Below are 21,532 nucleotides of genomic sequence, written 5' to 3' on the forward strand. Positions count from 1 at the left end.
GGGGAGACTATTCCGGATCGGCCGCAACGCCATCGGTCTGGCCGCTGCGCCACGCCTGCAACCGCGCACTCAAATCCGCATCCGACAGCGCCAGAATCGCCGCCGCCAGCAACGCGGCATTCTTCGCCCCCGCCTTGCCGATCGCCAGCGTGCCGACCGGCACCCCGGCGGGCATCTGCACGATCGAATAGAGGCTATCGACGCCCTTCAGCGCCTTGCTCTCGACCGGCACGCCCAGCACCGGCAAATGCGTCAGCGCCGCCGCCATGCCCGGCAGATGCGCCGCCCCGCCCGCGCCCGCGATCACGACCTTCAGCCCGCGATCGGCAGCGCTCTTCGCATAATCGTACAGCCGCTCCGGCGTGCGATGCGCCGACACCACCTTGGCCTCGTGCGCAACGCCCAATTCGCTCAGCAGATCGGCGGCATGGTGCATCGTCTCCCAATCGGAAGTGCTGCCCATGATGATGCCAACCCGTGGCGTTTCTGCCGTCGTCATGTCCGGTGCCTAGCGGCGCGCGCGGGGCAGGGCAACCGGGACCCGGTTACCGTTCGCTCAGATAATAGCGATCGGTCGCGGCGAGCGTGTCGTCGAGTTCGTAGACGATCGGCTGTCCGGTCGGGATTTCCAGCGTGGTGATCTCGTCATCGGGAATACCCGATAGATGCTTGACCAGCGCCCGCAGGGAATTGCCGTGCGCCGAGATCAGCACGCGCTTGCCCGCCTTCAATTCCGGCGCGATGCGGCCCTCCCAATAAGGGAGGACTTTAGCGATCGTGTCCTTCAGGCTTTCGGTATTGGGGATGGCGATCCCCGCATAGCGCCGGTCGGCGGACAGGTCATAGGCGCTGCCTGCCTCCATTGGCGGTGGCGGGATGTCGAAGCTGCGGCGCCAGATATGGACTTGTGCCTCGCCATGCTTGGCGGCGGTCTCGGCCTTGTCGAGCCCGGTCAGCCCGCCATAGTGCCGCTCGTTCAACTGCCAGTTCTTCTCGACCGGCAACCACAGCCGCTGCATTTCTTCCAGCGCCAGGTTGAGCGTCTTGATCGCGCGCGTCTGCAGCGAGGTGAAGCAGGTGTCGAAATCGAGCCCCTTCTCCGCCATCAGCCGTCCCGCGGCACGCGCTTCCTCCGCGCCCTTTTCGGTTACGTCGACGTCCCACCAGCCGGTGAAGCGGTTTTCGAGGTTCCAGGCGGACTGGCCGTGGCGGATCAGGACGAGGGTGGGCATTGCAAACACTCCGTTCGCCCTGAGCTTGTCGAAGGGCTGCTTTTCTCAAACGCGCGTAAAAGAAGGGCAGGGCTTCGACAAGCTCAGCCCAAACGGCTGCGTCTCAAATCCCGTCGATCATGTCCGCCAGGACTTCCAGACACGCATGCGCCAGCTTTTTCGAGCGCTCCCCCGACCAGCCGAATTCGGCGTCAGGATTGGGATCGTGATCCTTGAACGGCATTTCCAGCGTCATCGACACCGCGCCGAAGCGCTCGGCAAGCTGGTTGGTCGACATCGACAGATTGGCGCGGCCCGGTGCGGCCTTGTCATAGCCCTTGGTGGTCTGGAAATCGGGCGTGTGCGCCGCCAGCCGACGGCCGAAGTCATAGAATTTCTCACCCAGCGCGTCGGTCCACGACGGAATTCCCTCGAATCCCGCCAGAAAGTTCGCCGGGATCGCCTCGTCGCCATGCACGTCCATCGCAAAGGCCACGCCGGTCTCGTCCATCGCGTTCCGCACGCACAGCACCTCGGGCGATTTCTCGGCCGTGGGCGTGTGCCATTCGCGGTTCAGGTTCACGCCTGCGGCGTTGGTGCGCAAATGGCCCCTGAACGATCCGTCGGGGTTCATGTTCGGCACGCAGTGGAACGTCGCCTTGGCGAGCAACGCCTGCGTCACTGGATCGGCGCCGTCGGTCAGCCGTTCGAGCGCGCCCTCCATAAACCATTCGGCCATGCTCTCGCCGGGATGCTGCCGCGCGTACAGCCAGACGTGCTTGGGCCCGCGTCCGATCTCCAGACAATCGATCGCCCGCCCGTCGAGCGACTGGCCGAGTTCGCGGTGCGTGACGCCCGGCTCCGCCGCGATCCGTGCGACCAGCGCGTCGTGACGCTCCATCGTGTAGGGCTGGAAGTAGGCGAACCACACCAGATCGCTGGTCCCGGTCCATTCGAATTCGAGCGCCCCGTCGACATAGCGCGTCGGCGCCATCCGCCACGTCTCGCGATCCGTACTGACGCGCACCTTATACCCCGGCCAGCCGAACGGATAGGCCGACCCAGCGGCATTGGCGATACGGAAGGTCAGCGTCCGACCGCGCACGCCCGCGACGCGGAAATGGAACCATTGATAGAAATCCGACAGATGATCCTGCCGGATGTTGAGGGTCACGCGGTCATTCTCGACCGCGATCACCTCGATATTGCCGCTGTCGAACGCGGCGTTGATGCTGAGCGCTTGGGGCTGGGTCATTTCACCGTGATAGTGCGACCCGATTCCCCGGGGAAGCCCTGGAACAGCGCGCGCGCCAATTTCGCTGCGGTGGGATCCGTCTGCGCGTCGGGCGCGGCGCTGTCGGCACTGGTTTCGGCGCGGCCTTCCCAGATCACCGTGCCGTCGCGGCGGCGGCGGATCTGCACCGTTTCCTGCGTGACGACGATTTCGCGATAGCGCTGCTTGCCGACCGGGAAGGACACGCCCCCGCCCAAGCCAACCCCGCCGCCATTGCCGCCGCTAAAGCCACCGCCACCCAAGCCGATCGTCAGCCCGCCGCTCTTGGGCGGGCCTTGTCGCGCGGTACGGCTGAAGCCGACCACGGCGACATATTGCGCGGTCGTGCCGCTTGCTGGAATGGTGAAGCCGTTCTTCAGCGCCTCGGTTTCGACCGCAGCGGCATAGGATCGGAATTCCAGCCCGGGCGCACCGGTGCCCGGCATCGGCTCGGTCGTCAGCGTACCCGTCTCGAGCGGTGCGCCGAGATGGAAGCGCGACACCTCGACCGGGGCGACGCGCGGCGTCGTCGCGCACGCGCCGAGCGCGGCGGTTGCTGCCAATGCCAATGCCAAATTGCGCTTCATGACTCTATCCCTTGATCGCGGAAACGTTGCACGCGTGTAACGCTTGGAACCCGGCTGAGGGTTCCGCGCCTTTTCACGGGTGCTTCGGCTTGACTTAGCCGGAAGGCGACCATATGCGCAGCCCCTCTTTTCCACATTCCAGATTTTGCAAAGCGAATCGATCATGAAGATCCGCAATTCCCTGAAGTCGCTCAAGGGCCGTCACCGCGATAACCGCGTGATCCGTCGTCGCGGGCGTACGTACATCATCAACAAGACCAATCGTCGTTTCAAGGCGCGCCAGGGCTAAAAGCCCGTGGCGAAGGCCGTCGTTTTCGACGTCGGCAACGTCCTGTACGACTGGAATCCAAGATTCCTGTACGAGCGCCTGATCCCAGCGGGTCCGGCGCTCGATGCTTTCCTGCGCGATGTCGCGACCAAGGAATGGCATTTCCAGCATGATGCCGGCCGCGCATTCGCCGAAACCTCGGCCGAGTTGAGCGCGCAATATCCCGAACATGCCGAGCTGATCGCCGCCTGGGGCCCGCGCTTCAACGAACAGGTCGGCGGGATGCTGCCGGGGATGCACGATCTGTTGCTGGAACTCGATGCGGCAGCGGTGCCGCTCTATGCAATCACCAATTTCTCCGGCGAATTCTGGCCGCCGTTCCGCGATCAGGAAACTGCCATCTTCGATCGCTTCCGCGGCATCATCGTCTCGGGCGACGAATTGCTGACCAAGCCCGATCCCGCAATCTACCACCTCGCGCTCGACCGCTTCGGCCTGCGCGCGACGGATTGCGTGTTCGTCGATGACCGCGCGGACAATGTCGCAGGCGCGCAAAGCGTCGGGATGGAGGCACTGCTGTTCACCGACGCGGTGACCCTGCGTACCGATCTCGCCCGATTGGGGGTCGTCCGCTAGTCAGGGGCGAGGCTAAGGCGTTCCCGCCTTCGACAGTTTCGCGATCATCTCCACCGCATTCTGGTTGGACGGATCGAGCGCAAGCGATGCGCGGAATTCGCGCAGGGCGTCGGCCGTATCGCCCGTTTCCATCAGCGCAGTCGCATAGCTGTCGTGCGCATTGCCGCTGTCGGGGAAGGCGGCGACCGTGTAGGCGAATATCTCGCGTGCCGCTTGCGGCCGACGCTCAGCGAGTAGCTTCCCGCCCCATTGGTTCATGCGGTTTTCGTCGAGATGGAGCTCGGGATAGCGCGCCTTGATCGTAGCGATCGTGGCGGACGCATCGTGATAATCGGTCCGCTCCAGCGCGGTTTCCAGCGCGCGCAGGCCGCGCGGTGTGCCGCACAGCGTGTCGTGGATGGCGTTGGCCAGTTGCTGCAGCTTGTACTGATAGTCCCCGGCCCGATTGACCAGCAGCACGATGCCATAGCGTTGCTGCGGATAGAAATCGCAATAGCTGGAAAAGCCGAAGGTCCCGCCGCTGTGCTGCAGATAGGGGATGCCGTCGGCGGTCTTGCTGACGATCCAGTGGAAGCCGATCCCCTGCGTATCCGCCGTCCCCCACAGTGGTACATGCGTCTGCGCGATCGCCGGGTCGCGCGCGGCGATTTGCGCGGTGATGTAGCGAATCATGTCCGCCGCCGAATAGCGCAGGCCGCCTGCCGCGCGGATCGCTGCCATCGTCAGCGGCGGCATCGCCACGCCGTCATAGCCCGTCACCAGCAGGCTGGCGGGAACCGCGCCGGTGCCGCGTTGCATCCCGAACGGCGTTTCGATGTAGCGCGCGACCAGCTGCGCATAGGGTTGCTGGTATAGCCGTTCGAGCACCGCCGCGAGTAATTGCGAGGCCGCGTTGGAATGGCGGGTCTGGTGGCCGGGCGTATCGACCAGCTGCGCCGATCTCAGGTCCTTCAGGAAGGCGGCGCTGTCATACCCCTCAAGCAGCGCGGCATAGCGGGCAGGGACGTCTTGCGCAGGCACGCCGTTCAGCGCGACGCGCCAGTCGGGGATATTGTCGGGCAGGGCCGATGTGGTGGTGACGATGTCGGCGAAGGTCACGGCGCGCCCGTCGCGCGCGAGATTGTCGTATCCATGCGGCAGATAGCGCTGCACCGGATCAGCCAGTTTCACCCGGCCCTCGGCAATGGCGTGGGCGAGCAGCAGGCCGGTAAAAGTCTTGGTGATCGATCCGATTTCATAGACCGCATGACGGTCGACGCGGGTGCCGCCGCCGCGCACATGGGTTCCGCGGTTGAAGAACCGGGTCTTGCCGTCCTTCACCACACCGATCGACAGCGCGACGTCGCCCGCCTCCGCCACGAAGGCGGCGACCAGCTGGTCGATCGGATCGGCTGCTGCGCGCGAAGCTGCGGCCAGACCGGTGGACACCACAGGAAGCGCGATCGCCGCCTTCAGCAGCTGGCGGCGATCGGCCATTGCGGCCGTTCGTTGCGTGCTAATTGTCTTTATCCCCTGTCGTACGCCGCCGCCTTAGTGGTCGTAACCCTTCAGCTCATCCCCGACGATCCGCACCACGTGCAGCACGTTGGTCGAACCCGGCGTCTTGAACGGCACGCCCGCCATCAGGATCACGCGGTCGCCCGCCTTGGCGAGGCCGTGACGCAGCGCCATGCGCTTGGCCTTGGCGACCATTTCCTCGAACGAATCGACGTCCTTCGTGTGGATCGCATAGGCGCCCCACAGCAGACCGGTGCGCCGCGCCGTCTCCAGGCTGGGGGTCAGCACGATCAGCGGCACGCCGGGCCGCTCGCGCGCGACACGGCGCGCGGTCGAGCCCGAGGTGGTGAAGCACACGATCGCCACCGCATCGACCGTCCGGGCGATGTTCTTGGCGGCTTCGGACAGCGCATCCGCCGTGGTCGGGTCTGATCGGATGACGGTGAAGTGGATGCGGTCGCCGTGCGAGGGGTCGCGTTCCACCGCTTCGCCGATCGCGTTCATCATCGCGACCGATTCGCTCGGCCATGCGCCCGCCGCGCTCTCCGCCGACAACATGATCGCATCGGCCCCGTCGTAGATCGCGGTCGCCACGTCGGACACTTCCGCGCGGGTGGGGGAGGGCGCGGTGATCATCGATTCGAGCATCTGCGTCGCCACCACCACCGGGCGGCCGAGACGGCGCGAGACTTCGATGATTCGCTTCTGCAGCGGCGGCACGCTTTCCGGCGGCAGTTCGACGCCGAGATCGCCGCGCGCGACCATCACGCCGTCGCACGCCTCGACGATTTCCTCCAGACGATCGATCGCCTGCGGCTTTTCGATCTTGGCGAGCAGCGCCGCCTTGCCACCGATCAGTTTGCGCGCCTCGGCCAGATCCTCGGGCCGCTGCACGAAGCTCAGCGCGATCCAGTCGACTCCCTGGTCGACCGCGAAGGCGAGATCGCTGCGGTCCTTGCTCGTCAGCGCCGCCATCGGCAGCACGACGTCGGGCACGTTAAGCCCCTTGCTGTTCGACAAGGCCCCGCCAACCACCACTTCGGTGATGATCGTGGTCGCGTCATGCGCGGTCACGCGCAGCACCAGCTTGCCGTCGTCGAGCAACAGCCGTGCGCCGACTTCGATCGCCTCGAAAATCTCCCGGTGCGGCAATTCGACGCGCGTCGCATCCCCCGGTGTCGTATCGCGGTCGAGCGTGAAGGTCTGGCCCTTTTCCAGCACCACGCGCCCGCCCTCGAACTTGCCGACGCGCAGCTTCGGCCCCTGCAGATCGGCCAGAATCGTGGTCGGGCGGCGATAGACTTTCTCAAGGCCGCGGATCGCCTGAATCACCGCGACCTTCGACTGCTGGTCGCCGTGGCTCATGTTGACGCGGAACGCATCGGCGCCCGCCTCGAACAGGGTGGCGATCATCTCGGGGCTGCTGCTCGCCGGGCCGAGCGTGGCGAGCACGCGCACCTTGCGCGAGCGGGGGACGAATGCCTTTATCGGGGAAGCTTCGGTCATGGGGAGGTCCTGGCTTGTACCCGCCCGCCTCTAACCCCTATCTCCGCGCGATCAACTGCGGAGCGATGACATGGCCGATTTGGATACCCTCGATGATGCGGTCGCCGCCGCCGCCTTCCGTCGGCTTGTGCGGCATTTGCGCCACCGGCAGGATGCGCAGAATATCGATCTGATGGGGCTGGCCGGCTTTTGCCGCAACTGCCTGTCGGATTGGGTGCAGGAGGCCGATGACTCGCTGTCCAAGGACGCCGCGCGCGAGATCGTTTACGGGATGCCCTATGCGCAGTGGAAGGCCGAGCACCAAAGCGAGGCGAGCCCCGAGCAACTCGCGAAAATGGCGGAGAGCGTCGCGAAGAATGCGTGACGGCGGCGCTTCGCTGCCCTAAAGCGCCCGCCTTTCACTGATTCACATGCGGGGAGCATACCTGTGAGCGAGATCATCGCCGCCGACCAATTACGCCTTCTGATCGAGCGCATCGAGCGGCTCGAAGAGGAAAAGAAGGGCATCGCCGACGACATCAAGGATGTGTACGGCGAAGCGAAATCGACCGGTTTCGACGTCAAGACGATCCGCCAGATCGTGCGTTTGCGGAAGATGGAAAAGCACCACCGCGAGGAAGCGGAAATGCTGCTGGAAACCTATAAGCAGGCGCTTGGCCTGGTCTGAGGCGTAACATTTGAGCGGGGACCCCGAATGCCTTATGGGGTCCCCGCAAAGTATCACTTTGCGGGGCAAAAATGGCAGGCCATTCCAAATATAAGAACATCATGTACCGCAAGGGCGCGCAGGATAAGAAGCGCTCGGGCATGTTTTCGAAGCTCAGCCGCGAAATCACCGTCGCGGCCAAGATGGGCCTGCCCGATCCGGACATGAACCCGCGCCTTCGCATGGCGATCAACGCCGCCAAGGCGCAGTCGATGCCCAAGGACAATATCCAGCGCGCGGTCGACAAGGCATCCAAGAGCGATACCGAGAATTACGAGGAAATCCGTTACGAAGGCTTCGGCCCCGGCGGCGTTTCGCTGATCATCGAGGCGCTCTCCGACAATCGCAACCGCACCGCCACCAACGTCCGCATCGCGATGACGCGCAACGGCGGCAACATGGGCGCATCGGGCGCGGTCAGCCATGCCTTCGATCGGATGGGCCTGATCAACTATCCGGCCAGCGCGGGCGACGCCGAAAAGGTGTTCGAGGCCGCACTGGAAGCGGGCGCAGAGGACGTCTCCTCGAGTGACGAGGGCCACGAAATCTGGACCGCGAACGATGCGCTCCACGAAGTCGTCACTGCGCTCACCCCCGTGCTCGGCGAACCCGAAGGGGCGAAGCTCGCCTGGCGCCCGCAGACGATGGTCGAAGTCGGCGAAGAGGATGCGGTCACGCTGTTCAAGCTGATCGACGCGCTCGACGACGATGACGATGTGCAGACCGTGTGGGGCAATTACGACGTGTCCGACGCGATTCTGGAAAAGCTGGGATGACCAACGCCGCCCCCAGCGTCTTCGTGCAGTTGCGCGAACGCTGGGTCGATGCGGCGGTTTACACCGGCGCGGTGCTGCTAGCGCTGGCCCCGCTCCTCTGGTGTTGGGGCGGGGCGAGCGTCGGCCTGATATACCTGTGCGGCCCGGCCTATATCCTGCACCAAATCGAGGAGCATTGGGGCGACCGCTTCCGCCGTTTCGTCAACGATCATCTGTTCGGCGGGCGCGATGTGCTGACGCCGGGTGCGGTGTGGTGGATCAACCTGCCGGGCGTTTGGGGCGTCAATCTTGCTGCACTTCATGCTGCGGTATTTTGGGGCCCGGGCTGGGGTTTGGCGGCTCCCTATCTGATGTTGGTCAACGGCGTGGCACATGGCGGCGCGGCGTTGCGCTTCGGCTATAATCCGGGGCTGGCGACATCGCTGCTGCTTTTCTTTCCGCTGGGTCTTTACGCCGCGTGGGTCGTCCCGGCGACGGAAATCCAACACGCAGTCGGCCTCGGCATCGCGGTCGCGATCCATGCGGTGATCGTCATCGCCGTGGCGCGGCGCGCGGCGGCATGATCATCCTCGGGCTCGACCCCGGCCTTGGCGCCACCGGCTGGGGCCTGATCCGCGCAGAGGGCAACCGCCTGAGCCACGTCGCCAACGGCAAGCTTAAGACCGACACCGCCGCCACGCTCCCGCGCCGTCTCGCGCATCTCGATGCGATGCTGAGCGCGCTGCTGATCGATCACGCGCCCGATGCGTGCGCGGTCGAGGAAGTGTTCGTAAACGCCAACCCGCAATCGACGCTCAAACTGGGGCAAGCACGCGGAGTCGCCCTTTGCGCGGCGGCGCGGACGGGGCTGGAGGTCGGCGAATATGCCGCGCGGCTGGTCAAGAAGGCGGTGGTTGGCGTTGGCAATGCGGAGAAAGCGCAAGTCCATGCAATGGTGTCGCGCCTCTTGCCCGGCGTGAAGATCGACGGTGCGGACGCCGCCGATGCACTCGCCGTGGCGATCTGCCACGCGCATCATCTGGCGAGTGCGCGCGCGCTGCGCTGAAAAGGCTTTCCTACCCCGCCATGTTCTGCTTACGTACCGGGTTATGATCATGTCTCGCGCTTGTTGGATCGGCCGCTCGGCCTGCGCGTGCGAAGGCACGCGATGGTGTGACTCAAGTGTGACTTTAGTGGCATCCAGCGGGCAAGCGCGGCGATGATCGCGCATCTGAAAGGCCGTCTCGATGCAACCGGGCTCGACCATGCCGTGGTCGATGTCGGCGGCGTCGGCTATCTCGTCGGCTGTTCCTCGCGGACGCTCGCGGCGATCGGCCCGGTCGGGGAAGCGGTGATGCTCCACACCGAAATGCTGGTGGCGGAGGATTTCATCCGCCTCGTCGGCTTCGCGACAGCATCGGAGCGCGACTGGTTCCGCTTGCTCACCGGCGTACAGGGCGTCGGCGCGCGCGTCGCGCTGGCGATCCTTTCCGCGCTCGAACCCGCCGACCTGTCGCGCGCCATCGCTGCGCAGGACAAGGCTATGGTCGCCCGCGCCAACGGCGTCGGCCCCAAACTCGCCGAACGCATTGTGCGCGAATTGAAGGACAAGGTAGGCGGCGTAGCGATCGGTGGCGCGAGTATCTCGATCGCCCCGACCGGCGCAGGCGCGGATGCGGCGTCCGCCCTCCTCAACCTCGGCTTCCGCCCCGCCGAAGCGTCGGGCGCGGTGGCAGCGGCTGAGGAAGAACTGGGCGCGGGGGCAAGCCTCGACGCGCTGGTGCGCCTCGCGCTGCGCAAGGCCGCCAAATGAGCGCCGTCATCCGCAGTGCCGCCTGCGCGTGCGGCCAGCTGTCGCTCGTCGCGACGGCCGAACCCACCGTCGTGTCGGTTTGCCACTGCCTCGACTGCAAGCGCCGTTCGGGTAGCGCCTTTGCCATGCAGGCCCGCTTTGCCCCGGAAGACGTTAGCATCACGGGCGAGGCCAAAGCCTGGGCGCACGTGTCAGATGCCGGCAACGAAGCCACCTTCCATTTCTGCCCAACCTGTGGCGGCACCTTATGGTATCACGCCCTGCCGGATCGCACGCTATATGCGGTGCCCGTCGGCACTTTCGCCGATCCCGCGTTCCCCGCGCCCTCTTACTCCGTGTACGAAGAGCGCAAGCCAGACTGGCTCGCGATCGTCGGCGACGGGATCGATCATTATGACTGACAACACGCTCCTGACCCCATCGCGCACGCCCGAGGATGTCGACGCCGCGCTGCGCCCGAAGTCGCTCGACGACTTTGTCGGGCAGAAGGCCGCGCGTGAGAACCTCCGCGTGTTCATCTCTGCCGCCCGCGCGCGGGGCGATGCGCTCGACCATGTGCTGTTCTTCGGCCCGCCGGGGCTCGGTAAAACCACGCTCGCGCAAATCATCGCGCGGGAGATGGGGGTGGGGTTCCGCGCGACCTCCGGACCGGTCATCGCCAAATCGGGCGATCTAGCGGCGCTGCTCACCAATCTCGAGGATGGCGATGTCCTCTTCATAGACGAGATCCACCGGCTTCAGCCTGCGGTGGAGGAAGTGCTTTACCCGGCGATGGAGGATCGCGCGCTCGATCTGATGATCGGGGAGGGGCCTTCCGCGCGGTCGGTGCGGATCGACCTGCCGCGCTTTACCCTCGTTGGCGCGACGACGCGGCAGGGATTGCTGACGACCCCGTTGCGCGATCGTTTCGGCATTCCGGTGCGGCTGAATTTCTACACGGTCGAGGAACTGACCAGCGTCGTCACGCGCGCCGCCGGGCTGCTCGGCCTCGCCATTTCGCCCGAAGGCGCCAGCGAAGTCGCGCGCCGTTCACGCGGCACGCCGCGTATCGCTGGGCGGCTGCTCCGCCGCGTGCGCGATTTCGCCCATGCCGCCGGGCACGATCTGGTTGACGCCCACGCCGCCGATTCCGCGCTCAACCGGCTCGAAGTCGACAAGCTCGGCCTCGATGCGATGGACCGGCGGTACCTCACGATGATCGCCGATATCTACCGCGGCGGCCCGGTCGGGGTGGAGACGCTGGCGGCGGGCCTGAGCGAGCCGCGCGACACGGTCGAGGAAGTGATCGAACCCTATCTCATCCAATTGGGCCTGATCGCCCGCACCGCCCGCGGACGCTGCCTCAACGCCGGGGGGTGGAAACATCTCGGGCTCGCCCCACCGAGTGGAAGCCAGGACGGCCTGTTTGACTGATCGAGATTGCATAACCCGGCCTTAACCTGAATTTGGTATCGCTCGCGTCCATGACGAGCGAACGGTGCAGTCTCTGTAACAAATCGGCCGAGCGCGCGGCGCTGGTGCGCTGTTCGGACGCGCGCTGCCCGCTTGCCAAGCCGCCGCAGCGCGTTTCGGTGAAGACATTGGTCGCGATGGGCGTCGCGGCACTGGTGGCGATCGCGGCGGTCGCCGGAATCAGCATGATGACGGTCGAGGACAGCGCCGACGGCAACACCCTTGCCGTGGAAGATGCGACCGACGCTCCGGGCACGACGCCGACGCCGCGCAACCCGCTTCACGCGGCGGTGCAGACCGGCGATCGGTCGGCCTTCGCCTGGCTTGCCGAGTTGTTCGATGCGCCCAAGGCCGCGCCGCAGGAGGTCGTCGCCACCGAGATGCTCAATCCGGGCACGCCCGATCCGCGCGCGGCGAGCCGCGTGCAGAGCTTCCCCTGCGAGGGGGCGCTGACCCCGAGCCGATCGCTGATGTGCACCCGTTGGGACCTGGCGACGGCCGATTACAACCTCTCCCTGCAATATAAGAATGCGCTCGTGCACAGCCGCAATCCGCGCGCCTTGCGCAAGGCGCGGGCGGTTTGGCTGCAGCAGCTCGACGCGCTGGGCGGTGATGCGGTGCGCATCCAGAAACATATCGATTCGTTCCAGCGGACGATCGCGACGAGCTGATCCTGCCCTGCGCGTGGCGGCTATCATCCGCCCCAAGCAAATCTTGTGCGCCGCACGATAGCCAAGGGCTGCCACAATCTGTTAGCCCGTGGCCATGCCGTCTGCCGCCGCCTCCGCTCGCGAAATTCTCCGTCGTCTCCATGACGTGATGGCCTCGCGCACGGCGCCGCAGGCCAAGCTCAATGCGGTGGTCGGCATCGTCGGCGAAGCGATGGCGAGCGAGGTCTGCTCGATCTATCTGCTGCGCGAAGGTCTTCTCGAACTCTACGCGACCCGCGGTCTGGCGCAGGAGGCGGTACACGTCACCAAGCTGGCGCTGGGCGAGGGGCTGGTCGGCACGATCGCGCAGCAGGTTGAGACGCTCAACCTGGACGAGGCCGCCTCGCACCCGGACTTCGCCTACAAACCCGAAACCGGGGAGGATCGCTTCCACAGCTTTGCCGGTGTCCCGATCATCCGGCGCGAACAATCGGTCGGCGTGCTGTGCGTGCAGCATGTCGAAAGCCGCAAATATGACGACGTCGAGATCGAGGCGCTGCAGACCGTCGCGATGGTGCTGAGCGAGCTGATCGCCAATGCCGAACTGGTCGATGCCAGCGGTGCGGCGACGGTGCGTCCGCAATCGACCGCGCCGATGCGGATCGCCGGGCTGCGCCTGGTCGAGGGCATGGCGAGCGGGCACGCGGTGTTTCACCAGCCGCGCGTGCATGTCGAACATACCGTGGCGGAGGATACCGAGGCAGAGCGGCACCGTGTCTATGCCGCGTTCGACAAGATGCGCGAACAGATCGAGCGGATCGCCGCGCAGGCCGAGTTCGGCGTCGGGGGCGAGCATGAGGAGGTGCTCGAGACCTACAAGATGTTCGCCTATGACGAGGGCTGGAGCCGTCGCATCAACGAGGCGATCGACAGCGGGCTGACTGCCGAGGCGGCGATCGAGCGTGTCCAGCAACGCACCCGGATGCGGATGCGGCAGATCGACGATCCGCTGCTCGCCGACCGGATGCACGATCTGGAGGATCTGTCGAACCGCCTGCTGCGCACGGTCTCGGGCCAGATGGGTACGGCGGCGCAGATGGGCCTCAGGCAAGACACCATCCTGATCGCGCGCAATCTCGGGCCGGCCGAACTGCTCGAATATGATCGGCGGCGCTTGAAGGGTGTCATCCTGGAGGAAGGGTCGCTGACTGCGCACGTCACGATCGTCGCGCGGGCGATGGGCGTGCCGGTGCTGGGCCGCGTGCGCGACGTACGGCGCTTGATCGGGGAGGGCGACCGCCTGTTGCTCGACGTGACGGCGGGCAATGTCTTCGCGCGCCCGTCGGCGGCGATGGAGGAGGCGTTCGATACCGCGCTCGACCTCCGCCAGAAGCGCAAGGCCGCCTTCGCCGCGCTGAAGAGCGTCGCGCCGGTCACCAAGGACGGACACCGCGTGACGGTGATGGTGAATGCGGGGCTTCGCGACGACGTCGCCGCGCTGGATGTGACCGGGGCCGACGGCATCGGCCTATTCCGTACCGAGTTCCAGTTCCTTGTGTCCGCAACCCTGCCGTCGCGCGATCGGCAGCAGCGGTTGTATCGCGACGTGCTCGACGCCGCCGGGGATCGCCCGGTCATCTTCCGCACCGTGGACATCGGCGGCGACAAGGCGCTGCCCTATCTCAACAAGGACGACGCCGACGAGGAAAACCCCGCGATGGGCTGGCGCGCGATCCGGCTCGCGCTGGAACGCGACGGGCTGATGAAGGTGCAGGCGCGCGCGCTGCTGGAGGCGGCGGCGGGGCGGACGCTCAACGTCATGTTCCCGATGATCAGCGAGCCGTGGGAATTCGATGAGGCGCGCGCGTTGTTTGAGGCGCAGCGCGGCTGGCTGAATGCACGGGGCAAGAAGTTGCCGAGCGAGATTCGGTATGGCGCGATGCTCGAAGTTCCGGCGCTGGCCGAACAGCTCGACCTGTTGCTGCCCAATATTTCCTTCCTGTCGGTCGGCACCAACGATCTGACGCAATTCCTGTTCGCCGCCGACCGCGCCAATCCCAAGCTGGCCGAGCGGTACGACTGGTTGAGCGCGGCGATCCTGCGCTTCATCCGCAAGCTGGTCGAGCCGACCCGCGCGGCCGGCGTGCAGCTCACTGTTTGCGGGGAGATGGGCGGGCGGCCGCTGGAGGCGATGGCGCTGATCGGCCTGGGGGTCGAACGGCTGTCGATTACGCCGGCCGCGGTCGGTCCGATCAAGGCGATGCTGCGCTCGCTCGATCGTGCGGCGCTGTCGCAGCACATGGCCGAGCTGCTCAAGGCGCCGCCGCGCAACATGCGCGCGGCGCTGACCACCTGGGCGGCGGAAAACCATGTTGAACTGGCGTGATAGAGGGACGGGCGGCGCGACGGGCCGTTGACTTGTCGCCGTCCCTTTGTGAGACACGCCCGCAGGACAGCATGAGGCATGGGCCGCACTCATCCTGTCGGAGAGATTGATGACCGACCCGAATCCGCCCGAAGAGGCGACCCTGTTTCCCAAGACTGCCGGCGAAAAATTGCGTGAGGCCCGCGAGGCGCAGGGTCTGTCGCTGGCCGAGATTGCGGCCCGCACGCGCGTTCCGGTGCGCCAGCTCGAGGCGATCGAACAGGGCAATTATGCCGCGCTGCCGTCGATCACCTATTCGGTCGGCTTTGCAAAGGCTTATGCCCGCGCGGTCGATCTGGACGAGGTCGCGATCGCGCGCGAAGTGCGCGGCGCGGCGGACCGGCCGGATGCGGTACGCCGCACCGAATATGAGGCGTATCAGATCGACGAACCCTCGCGCGTGCCGTCGCGCGGCGTCGCGATCGGCGGGTTGGTCGTGGCGCTGCTCCTGTTGATCGGGGTAGGCGTATTTTACGGCACCACGCTGTTCCGTGGCGAGGAAAGCGCGCCGTCGAACGTAGCCGAAAATACGATTGCCGAGGCACCGACGCCGGTCCCCGCCGCGACGCCCGCGGTGCCGACCGGCGCGGTGGTGCTGACGGCGACCGATGAAGTGTGGCTGAAGGTCTATGACGCGGCGGGCAAGACCCTGTTTCTCGGCACGCTGAAGGCAGGCGAAGTGTATACCGTGCCAGCGGACGCGAACGGCCCGCTGATCAACGTCGGACGGCCCGACAAGTTGCAGATCACCGTCGGCGGCACGGCGGTCGCACCGCTCGGCACCGGCAAGGTCGCGATCAAGGATGTGCCGATCGACGCCGCGTCGCTCACCGCGCGTGGCCAGGCGGCCGCTGGTACGGCCCAACCGATCACACCCGGCGCCGCACCGACTACCGTGCCGAGCGCGACGTCGGAGCCGCGATCGACCCGGCCCGCCGCGCGCCCGACGCCGCGTGCAACGCCACCGGCTTCCGCGCCGCTCAATATCGCGGCACCGGTTCCGGTCGCGCCCGAACCAGCCGCGCCTGCGCCCGGCCCGACGCCGACACCGTAAGGGCTGGCGACTTCGTGCGGGGTTCCGCTATGCTTAATTCTTTACCGCACCGGGGGGTGTACCATGCGTAACCTTGCAATGTCCGTGATCCTGCTGAGCGGAACCGCGCTCGCGGTGCCGCCTGCCTATGCGCAAAGCGGGCAACGTGGCGCGATCGAGGGTCGGGTCGATCGGCTCGAAGGCGAGATGCGCGCAGTGCAGCGCAAGGTCTTCCCCGGCGGCGCAGGTCAATATGTCCTGCCGGAGAACCAACCGCCGGCACCCGAAGCGATCCTGCCGGGCTCGCCGACCAGCCCGGTCGCCGATCTGACCGCCCGCGTCGATTCGCTCGAGACGCAATTGCGCGGGCTCGTCGCACAAAGCGAGACCAATCAGCACAAGCTGCAATTGCTCGATGCGCGGATCAAGGCGCTGGAGGCGAGCGCTGCCGCCGCACCAGCGCCGATCGCCGCGCCGGGTGACCCGGCCCCGATCGAACGCACGCAACCGTCCAAGCCGCCGGTCGACAAGACGTTGGTCGACAAGGCCGTGCCGCCCAAACCAACGCCGGCCAAGCCGCCCGTGACGACGCCGACCAAGCCCGCCGCTGCCGCCGCCGATCCGGCGCGCGCGGCCAAGATCGCTGCGGTCGAGCGGCCCGAAACCGGCGATACGGCGGAGGACACCTATCTCTACGGCTACCGCCTGTGGGCGGCGAAACTCTACCCCGAGGCGGAAGCGCAGTTCACCACCGTCACGACGAAATTCCCGACACACAAGCGCGCGAGCTATGCGCAGAATCTGCTCGGGCGATCGTATCTCGAAGAGGGCAAGCCCTCGCTCGCCAGCCTCGCTTTCTACGACAATTACAAGAAATGGCCTGACGGCGACCGCGCGCCGGAGAGCCTCTATTATCTGGCGCAGGCACTGGTGAAGCTCGGCAAGCCCGCCGCACAAGTCTGCAAGGTCTATACCGAGCTGACGCGCAGCTATGGCGCGAAGGTCGATGCTGACCCGAAAATGAAGGCGGGCGTTGCCAAGGGCCGCGCGGAATCGAGCTGTTCGTGACATGAGCGGGCTCGACCGGGCCACGGTCGAGCGCTTTCGCGCCGATTTCGCGGGCGCGCTTGGCAGACCGGTCGCGGCTGACGATCGCCTAGCGCTGGCGGTATCGGGCGGGCCGGACAGCATGGCGATGCTCGCGCTCGCCCACGCTGCCTTCCCGGGACAGGTGACAGCGGCGACGGTCGATCACCGCCTGCGTGCCGCGTCTGCGGACGAAGCGGCGATGGTTGCCGACTGGTGTCGGGCTGCGGCGATCCCGCACGCAATCTTGCCGGTTGAGGATGAGATCGGCACGAGCGCGGTGCAGGCGCGCGCGCGAGATCGGCGCTATGCGCTGCTGCTGCGCTGGGCGGTGGAGAGCGGCGCGCGCTGCCTCGCCACCGCGCACCATGCCGATGACCAAGCCGAAACCTTTCTGATGCGTGCGGCGCGCGGGTCTGGGGTTGCGGGGCTGGCGGGCATCCGTGCCCGGCAAACGCGCGAGGTGGCAAAGCCGGTTGCTGGTGCAGCGCTGGTTTTCGATGTTTGGGACGTCGATCTGGTGCGGCCGCTGTTGCACTGGCGCGTGGCCGAACTCCGCGCGCTGGCGGTGGCGCAAGCGGTGCCCTTCGTCGATGACCCGAGCAACGCCGACGATCACTACGACCGCACGCGGTTTCGCGCGCTCTTGCGGGATACGCCGTGGCTCGATCCGTTGCAGATCGCCAGATCGGCTGCTTATGCCGCCGAGGCGGATTCAACGCTGCGTGAGATCGAAGCGTGGCTGTGGCGCACGCGCAAGGTCGTGCCGGTCGGGGTCGATGATCCGGATGATCAAAGCTGGCTCGATATCGCCGACCTGCCGCGCGAGTTGAAACGACGGATGTGCCGCTCGGCGATCGACTGGGTCCGCACGATCAATGGCATCACGCGGCCAACCTTCGGCGACTCGTCCAATATCGAATCGCTGCTCGATGCGCTCGAAGCCGGCCGGAGCGCCACGCACGCCGGAGTGATGGTGACGGTGAAGGGCAATGTGTGGCGATTCACCGAAGAACCGCCGCGTCGCTCACTCTGATCGACGAAATGCGTGGTCGTTCCATTGCCATTAATCGCGCTGTGCTTATCTTGAGGGTTCGAGAAAGGTCAGTGTCCGTATGAACGAGAACGACAAGCAGCCAGGCTCCGACAACAATGGCCCGAACCCGTGGATGAAATCGCTCCTGATCTGGGTCGGTATCCTCGTTGCGCTGGCGCTGTTCGTGACGCTGATCGACAACCGGACTGGCAGCCCGGGCGCGACGCCGATCGCCTATTCCGCCTTCCTCGACCGGGTCGAGCAGGGCGGCGTCAAGGACGTCAATATCGCGGGTGAAGTGGTCACTGGCACCTTCACCGACACGACCAAGTTCCGCACCTATGCCCCGCAGGACCCACGCCTGACTGATCGCCTGCGCGAAAAGGGCGTGATGATAAGCGCCAAGCCTGAGGAAGGCGCGCCGATCTGGCAAGTGCTGCTGGTCAATTCGCTGCCGTTCTTCCTGTTCCTCGGCCTCGGCTATTTCGTGCTGCGCCAGATGCAGAAGAACACCGGTTCGGGCGCAATGGGCTTCGGCAAGAGCCGCGCGAAGATGCTGACGCAGAAGGAAGGCCGCGTGACCTTCGATGATGTCGCCGGCATCGACGAAGCGCGCGAGGAGCTTCAGGAAATCGTGGAGTTCCTCAAGGACCCGACAAAGTTCGCGCGCCTCGGCGGCAAGATCCCCAAGGGCGCGCTGCTGGTCGGCTCGCCCGGCACCGGCAAGACGCTGCTCGCCCGCGCAATCGCGGGTGAGGCGGGCGTGCCGTTCTTCACCATTTCGGGTTCGGACTTCGTCGAGATGTTCGTCGGCGTCGGCGCAAGCCGCGTGCGCGACATGTTCGAACAGGCCAAGAAGTCTGCGCCGTGCATCGTCTTCATCGACGAAATCGACGCGGTCGGTCGGCATCGCGGTGCCGGTCTCGGCAATGGCAATGACGAACGCGAACAGACGCTCAACCAGTTGCTGGTCGAAATGGACGGGTTCGAGGCGTCGGAAGGCATCATCATCGTCGCGGCGACCAACCGCCCCGACGTGCTCGATCCTGCTCTACTGCGCCCGGGCCGCTTCGACCGCCGCGTGACGGTGCCGCTGCCCGATATCGAGGGCCGCGTGAAGATCCTCGAAGTGCACATGAAGAAGGTGCCGCTCGCGCCCGACGTCGATGCGCGCACGCTCGCGCGCGGCACGCCGGGCATGTCGGGTGCCGATCTCGCCAACCTCGTCAACGAAGCGGCTCTGATGGCGGCGCGGCTTGGCAAGCGTCTCGTGGCGATGGCGCAGTTCGAAACCGCCAAGGACCGCGTCATCATGGGCACCGAATGGCGCTCGCTGGTGATGACGCCCGAGGAAAAGCGGATGACCGCTTATCACGAGGCGGGCCACGCTTTGGTTCGCATTCACGAGCCGGCGTCAGACCCGATCCACAAGGCGACGATCATTCCGCGCGGTGGTGCGCTCGGCATGGTTGTGTCGATGCCGGAGCGTGACAATTACTCCTATCACCGCGACAAGATGTACGCCGATCTGGCGACCGTCATGGGCGGCCGCGTCGCCGAGGAATTGATCTTCGGCTATGACAAGGTGTCGAGCGGTGCGTCGGGCGACATCAAGCAGGCGACCAAGCTCGCCCGCGCGATGGTGTCGCAATGGGGCATGTCCGATGCGCTTGGCCCGCTGCAATATGAAGAGCAGCAGGGCGAGACGTTCCTCGGCTATTCGCAGACGCAGCGGCAGAACATGTCGAACGAGACCGCGCTGTTGATCGACAGCGAGATTCGCAAGCTGGTCGACGGCGGCCTGGCGCGGGCGCGCGAAATCCTGACCAAGCATATCGACCAGTTGCACCGCATCGCGAATGCCCTGCTCGAATATGAGACGCTGACTGGCGAGGAAATCAAACGGCTCGCCTTCGACGGTGACATCGGCCGCGACGATCCGGGTGCGACGACCACGGTCGTGCCGGGAGCGGGGACCTCGATCCCCAAGACGCGCCGTCCCAAGGGCGGTGGCCCGTTCGGCAACCCAGCGCCCGCCGGGGCCTGATCACCGCATAACGATCCAAAAGGCCGCGCCCGATCTTGATCGGGCGCGGCTTTTTCGTGACTGTGCGGCGCATGGGGTTTCCGGGGAGACGATGATGCGGATCGGGTTGCGAATCTTGGTGCTGGCGAGTGCACTCCTGCCGATGGCGGCGCAGGCGATGACGGTCGAGACTTTCCTCGCCAAGGCCAAGGCGTTGCAGGCCAAGGGGCCGTTTGCGCTGGCTTCGTCCGATCTCGCGCTGCTGCGGGACGAAGTGAAGGATGCCGGGGCCGCGTACCGCGCGCAGATCGAGGCGGATCGCCTGGCGGGCAAAAAACCGCGCGCCTGTCCGCCGCCGGTCGGCCAGGCCAAGATCGATTCGAAGGTCGTGATGGCCGAATTCGAAGCGCTCCCGCCCGCCAAGCGGAAGGTCAGCGTGCAGTCCGCGTTCTACGCGATGATGGACCGCCGCTTCCCGTGTAAGTAAGCGTCAGCCCATCAAGCCCAAGACGATCAACAGCAGCCCGAACGCCGTCAACGCGACGCTGGCAAGTACCAACAGCGCGAGCGTGCGCCACAGGGCCGAGCGCTTCCGCAGCGAATAGGCTCCCCGCAGCTGTGCAAACATGTGCACGGGCGGTGCCAACAGGAGCAGCGTGGCGAAAATCCAATACGGCGCGTCGATCGTCAGGCACAGGCTCAAAATCACGACCAGGAACATCATGAAAGACAGCGAGTAGGTCACGAAAATCGCGTGATCGTACAATTTGAACTGCCGTCGCCACAGAAAGAGCAAAGCGACCAGCGGGATCGAGATCGGGATCAGCGCCCAGCTATATTTATAGGCGCTCGACTGTAGCTTGTAGAGCATCAGGCCTGGGTTGGCATTGACCTTCGCGATGCCCTTATCGAGCAGCGGCCATTTGGTGTAGAATTGGCCATTGCCCTTGGTCGGTGCGACAAGGTTACGCGCTTTGGTCAGCGTATGGAGCTGGCTCCGCGCCTCGATCGTGCGCGCGGTGTCCGCACCACCTTTCTGCGCCGCCTCGGCCGCGGCGAGTTCGATTTTGGCCGACTCAAGTTGCGTGTCGATCCGCTCGACCGCTACCAATTGCTGCTTCGGCGTCAAGCCGATGCCTTCGACTTCGCCGCTGAACGTATGAATCGTCGCGAACATCAGGAAAACGGAGAACAGAAACAGCGCGAGCGGTGAAACGAAGCGTGCACGCTCCCCCGCGATGTACCGCCGCGTGAGCTCGCCCGGGCGGGTGAACAGCATCGGCAGGGTGCGCCAGATCTTGCCTTCGAAATGGAAAACGCCGTGCAGCAGATCATGCGCGATCGAGGTCAGCGTGCGGTGGACATGCCCATTCTGCCCGCAGGCATGGCAGAACTCTCCTTGCAGCGTGGTCCCGCAATTCAGGCACAGGCCGTGATCGTGATGACCGCGCAGTGACGCGGCCTCCCCGGCACGCGGTTCGATTGCACGGCCGATCAAGGCCCCCGTGGCGATATCGCCGACTGCTGCCATTTCCCCCGACATGGCGGCAGCTTATCACCAGTCGTGACAGA

General features: G+C 65.8%; 24 protein-coding genes. 17 read left to right on the forward strand and 7 right to left on the reverse strand.

Going from position 1 to position 21,532, the window contains the following annotated elements; all coding sequences use genetic code 11:
- Positions 1-7 precede the first annotated feature (7 nt).
- The 4 genes from purE to AB5I39_RS10865 all read right to left on the reverse strand — a co-directional run bounded on the left by purE (position 8) and on the right by AB5I39_RS10865 (position 3,071).
- The gene (purE, locus tag AB5I39_RS10850) at positions 8-499 is read right to left on the reverse strand and encodes a 5-(carboxyamino)imidazole ribonucleotide mutase (RefSeq protein WP_404366434.1); all 492 of its coding nucleotides are present in this window, start codon (positions 497-499) and stop codon (positions 8-10) included.
- 46 nt (positions 500-545) lie between these two features.
- Complete coding sequence (gene gpmA, locus AB5I39_RS10855; RefSeq protein ID WP_404366437.1) at positions 546-1,232, reverse strand: 2,3-diphosphoglycerate-dependent phosphoglycerate mutase; 687 nt, start codon at positions 1,230-1,232, stop codon at positions 546-548.
- 103 nt (positions 1,233-1,335) lie between these two features.
- Positions 1,336-2,466, reverse strand: coding sequence for a M14-type cytosolic carboxypeptidase (locus AB5I39_RS10860; protein WP_404366440.1), 1,131 nt, complete (start codon positions 2,464-2,466; stop codon positions 1,336-1,338).
- Positions 2,463-3,071, reverse strand: coding sequence for a hypothetical protein (locus tag AB5I39_RS10865; protein WP_404366442.1), 609 nt, complete (start codon positions 3,069-3,071; stop codon positions 2,463-2,465). Before AB5I39_RS10865 ends, AB5I39_RS10860 begins: the two co-directional genes overlap by 4 nt.
- Before the next feature lie 163 nt (positions 3,072-3,234).
- On the opposite strand from AB5I39_RS10865, the gene ykgO reads away from it, so the two are divergent.
- Positions 3,235-3,360, forward strand: coding sequence for a type B 50S ribosomal protein L36 (ykgO, locus tag AB5I39_RS10870; RefSeq protein WP_010160916.1), 126 nt, complete (start codon positions 3,235-3,237; stop codon positions 3,358-3,360).
- Positions 3,361-3,366: 6 nt separating this feature from the next.
- Entirely contained in the window at positions 3,367-3,975 is a 609-nt protein-coding gene (locus tag AB5I39_RS10875) for an HAD family hydrolase (RefSeq protein ID WP_404366445.1), read from the forward strand.
- 12 nt (positions 3,976-3,987) lie between these two features.
- On the opposite strand, the gene AB5I39_RS10880 is transcribed toward AB5I39_RS10875, so the two are convergent.
- Both AB5I39_RS10880 and pyk read right to left on the reverse strand, forming a co-directional pair.
- Positions 3,988-5,451, reverse strand: coding sequence for a serine hydrolase (locus tag AB5I39_RS10880; RefSeq protein WP_404366448.1), 1,464 nt, complete (start codon positions 5,449-5,451; stop codon positions 3,988-3,990).
- Between the two features lie 54 nt (positions 5,452-5,505).
- Entirely contained in the window at positions 5,506-6,978 is a 1,473-nt protein-coding gene (gene pyk, locus AB5I39_RS10885) for a pyruvate kinase (protein WP_404366451.1), read from the reverse strand.
- A gap of 70 nt (positions 6,979-7,048) precedes the next feature.
- Here pyk and AB5I39_RS10890 point away from each other — a divergent pair, with 70 nt between their 5' ends.
- From AB5I39_RS10890 to AB5I39_RS10960, 15 genes are all read left to right on the forward strand, one after another.
- Positions 7,049-7,342, forward strand: a complete 294-nt coding sequence (locus AB5I39_RS10890; RefSeq protein ID WP_404366453.1) for a DUF1244 domain-containing protein — start codon at positions 7,049-7,051, stop codon at positions 7,340-7,342.
- Between the two features lie 63 nt (positions 7,343-7,405).
- Positions 7,406-7,645, forward strand: a complete 240-nt coding sequence (locus AB5I39_RS10895) for a DUF2312 domain-containing protein (RefSeq protein ID WP_404366456.1) — start codon at positions 7,406-7,408, stop codon at positions 7,643-7,645.
- 71 nt (positions 7,646-7,716) lie between these two features.
- Positions 7,717-8,460, forward strand: a complete 744-nt coding sequence (locus AB5I39_RS10900) for a YebC/PmpR family DNA-binding transcriptional regulator (protein WP_404366458.1) — start codon at positions 7,717-7,719, stop codon at positions 8,458-8,460.
- Complete coding sequence (locus AB5I39_RS10905; protein ID WP_404366460.1) at positions 8,457-9,023, forward strand: HXXEE domain-containing protein; 567 nt, start codon at positions 8,457-8,459, stop codon at positions 9,021-9,023. Before AB5I39_RS10900 ends, AB5I39_RS10905 begins: the two co-directional genes overlap by 4 nt.
- Positions 9,020-9,505: a crossover junction endodeoxyribonuclease RuvC gene (gene ruvC / locus AB5I39_RS10910; RefSeq protein ID WP_404366463.1), complete on the forward strand. Its 486-nt coding sequence runs from the start codon at positions 9,020-9,022 to the stop codon at positions 9,503-9,505. Before AB5I39_RS10905 ends, ruvC begins: the two co-directional genes overlap by 4 nt.
- Before the next feature lie 153 nt (positions 9,506-9,658).
- Entirely contained in the window at positions 9,659-10,252 is a 594-nt protein-coding gene (gene ruvA, locus AB5I39_RS10915; RefSeq protein WP_404366466.1) for a Holliday junction branch migration protein RuvA, read from the forward strand.
- A complete protein-coding gene (locus tag AB5I39_RS10920; RefSeq protein WP_404366469.1) occupies positions 10,249-10,653 on the forward strand; it encodes a GFA family protein in 405 nt (134 codons plus the stop codon). Before ruvA ends, AB5I39_RS10920 begins: the two co-directional genes overlap by 4 nt.
- Positions 10,646-11,665 (forward strand): Holliday junction branch migration DNA helicase RuvB, encoded by a 1,020-nt coding sequence (ruvB, locus tag AB5I39_RS10925; protein ID WP_404366471.1) that lies wholly within the window; start codon positions 10,646-10,648, stop codon positions 11,663-11,665. The genes AB5I39_RS10920 and ruvB overlap by 8 nt, the downstream gene beginning before the upstream one ends.
- 50 nt (positions 11,666-11,715) lie before the next feature.
- Positions 11,716-12,375, forward strand: coding sequence for a hypothetical protein (locus AB5I39_RS10930; RefSeq protein ID WP_404366474.1), 660 nt, complete (start codon positions 11,716-11,718; stop codon positions 12,373-12,375).
- 94 nt (positions 12,376-12,469) lie between these two features.
- Entirely contained in the window at positions 12,470-14,740 is a 2,271-nt protein-coding gene (gene ptsP, locus AB5I39_RS10935) for a phosphoenolpyruvate--protein phosphotransferase (RefSeq protein WP_404366477.1), read from the forward strand.
- Between the two features lie 109 nt (positions 14,741-14,849).
- Positions 14,850-15,833 (forward strand): RodZ domain-containing protein, encoded by a 984-nt coding sequence (locus AB5I39_RS10940; RefSeq protein WP_404366480.1) that lies wholly within the window; start codon positions 14,850-14,852, stop codon positions 15,831-15,833.
- Positions 15,834-15,911: 78 nt separating this feature from the next.
- Positions 15,912-16,880, forward strand: a complete 969-nt coding sequence (locus AB5I39_RS10945) for a tol-pal system YbgF family protein (protein ID WP_404366483.1) — start codon at positions 15,912-15,914, stop codon at positions 16,878-16,880.
- A gap of 1 nt (position 16,881) precedes the next feature.
- The gene (tilS, locus tag AB5I39_RS10950) at positions 16,882-17,934 is read left to right on the forward strand and encodes a tRNA lysidine(34) synthetase TilS (RefSeq protein ID WP_404366486.1); all 1,053 of its coding nucleotides are present in this window, start codon (positions 16,882-16,884) and stop codon (positions 17,932-17,934) included.
- Between the two features lie 79 nt (positions 17,935-18,013).
- The gene (ftsH, locus tag AB5I39_RS10955; protein ID WP_404366489.1) at positions 18,014-19,981 is read left to right on the forward strand and encodes an ATP-dependent zinc metalloprotease FtsH; all 1,968 of its coding nucleotides are present in this window, start codon (positions 18,014-18,016) and stop codon (positions 19,979-19,981) included.
- 94 nt (positions 19,982-20,075) lie between these two features.
- Entirely contained in the window at positions 20,076-20,447 is a 372-nt protein-coding gene (locus tag AB5I39_RS10960; protein WP_404366492.1) for a hypothetical protein, read from the forward strand.
- Positions 20,448-20,450: 3 nt separating this feature from the next.
- Here the strand turns inward: AB5I39_RS10960 and AB5I39_RS10965 are convergent, their stop codons facing one another.
- Positions 20,451-21,491 (reverse strand): DUF3667 domain-containing protein, encoded by a 1,041-nt coding sequence (locus AB5I39_RS10965; RefSeq protein ID WP_404366494.1) that lies wholly within the window; start codon positions 21,489-21,491, stop codon positions 20,451-20,453.
- Between the last annotated feature and the right edge of the window lie 41 nt (positions 21,492-21,532).

Origin of the sequence: Sphingomonas sp. MMS24-J45 (assembly GCF_044881195.1) — a bacterium.
Classification (GTDB): domain Bacteria; phylum Pseudomonadota; class Alphaproteobacteria; order Sphingomonadales; family Sphingomonadaceae; genus Sphingomonas.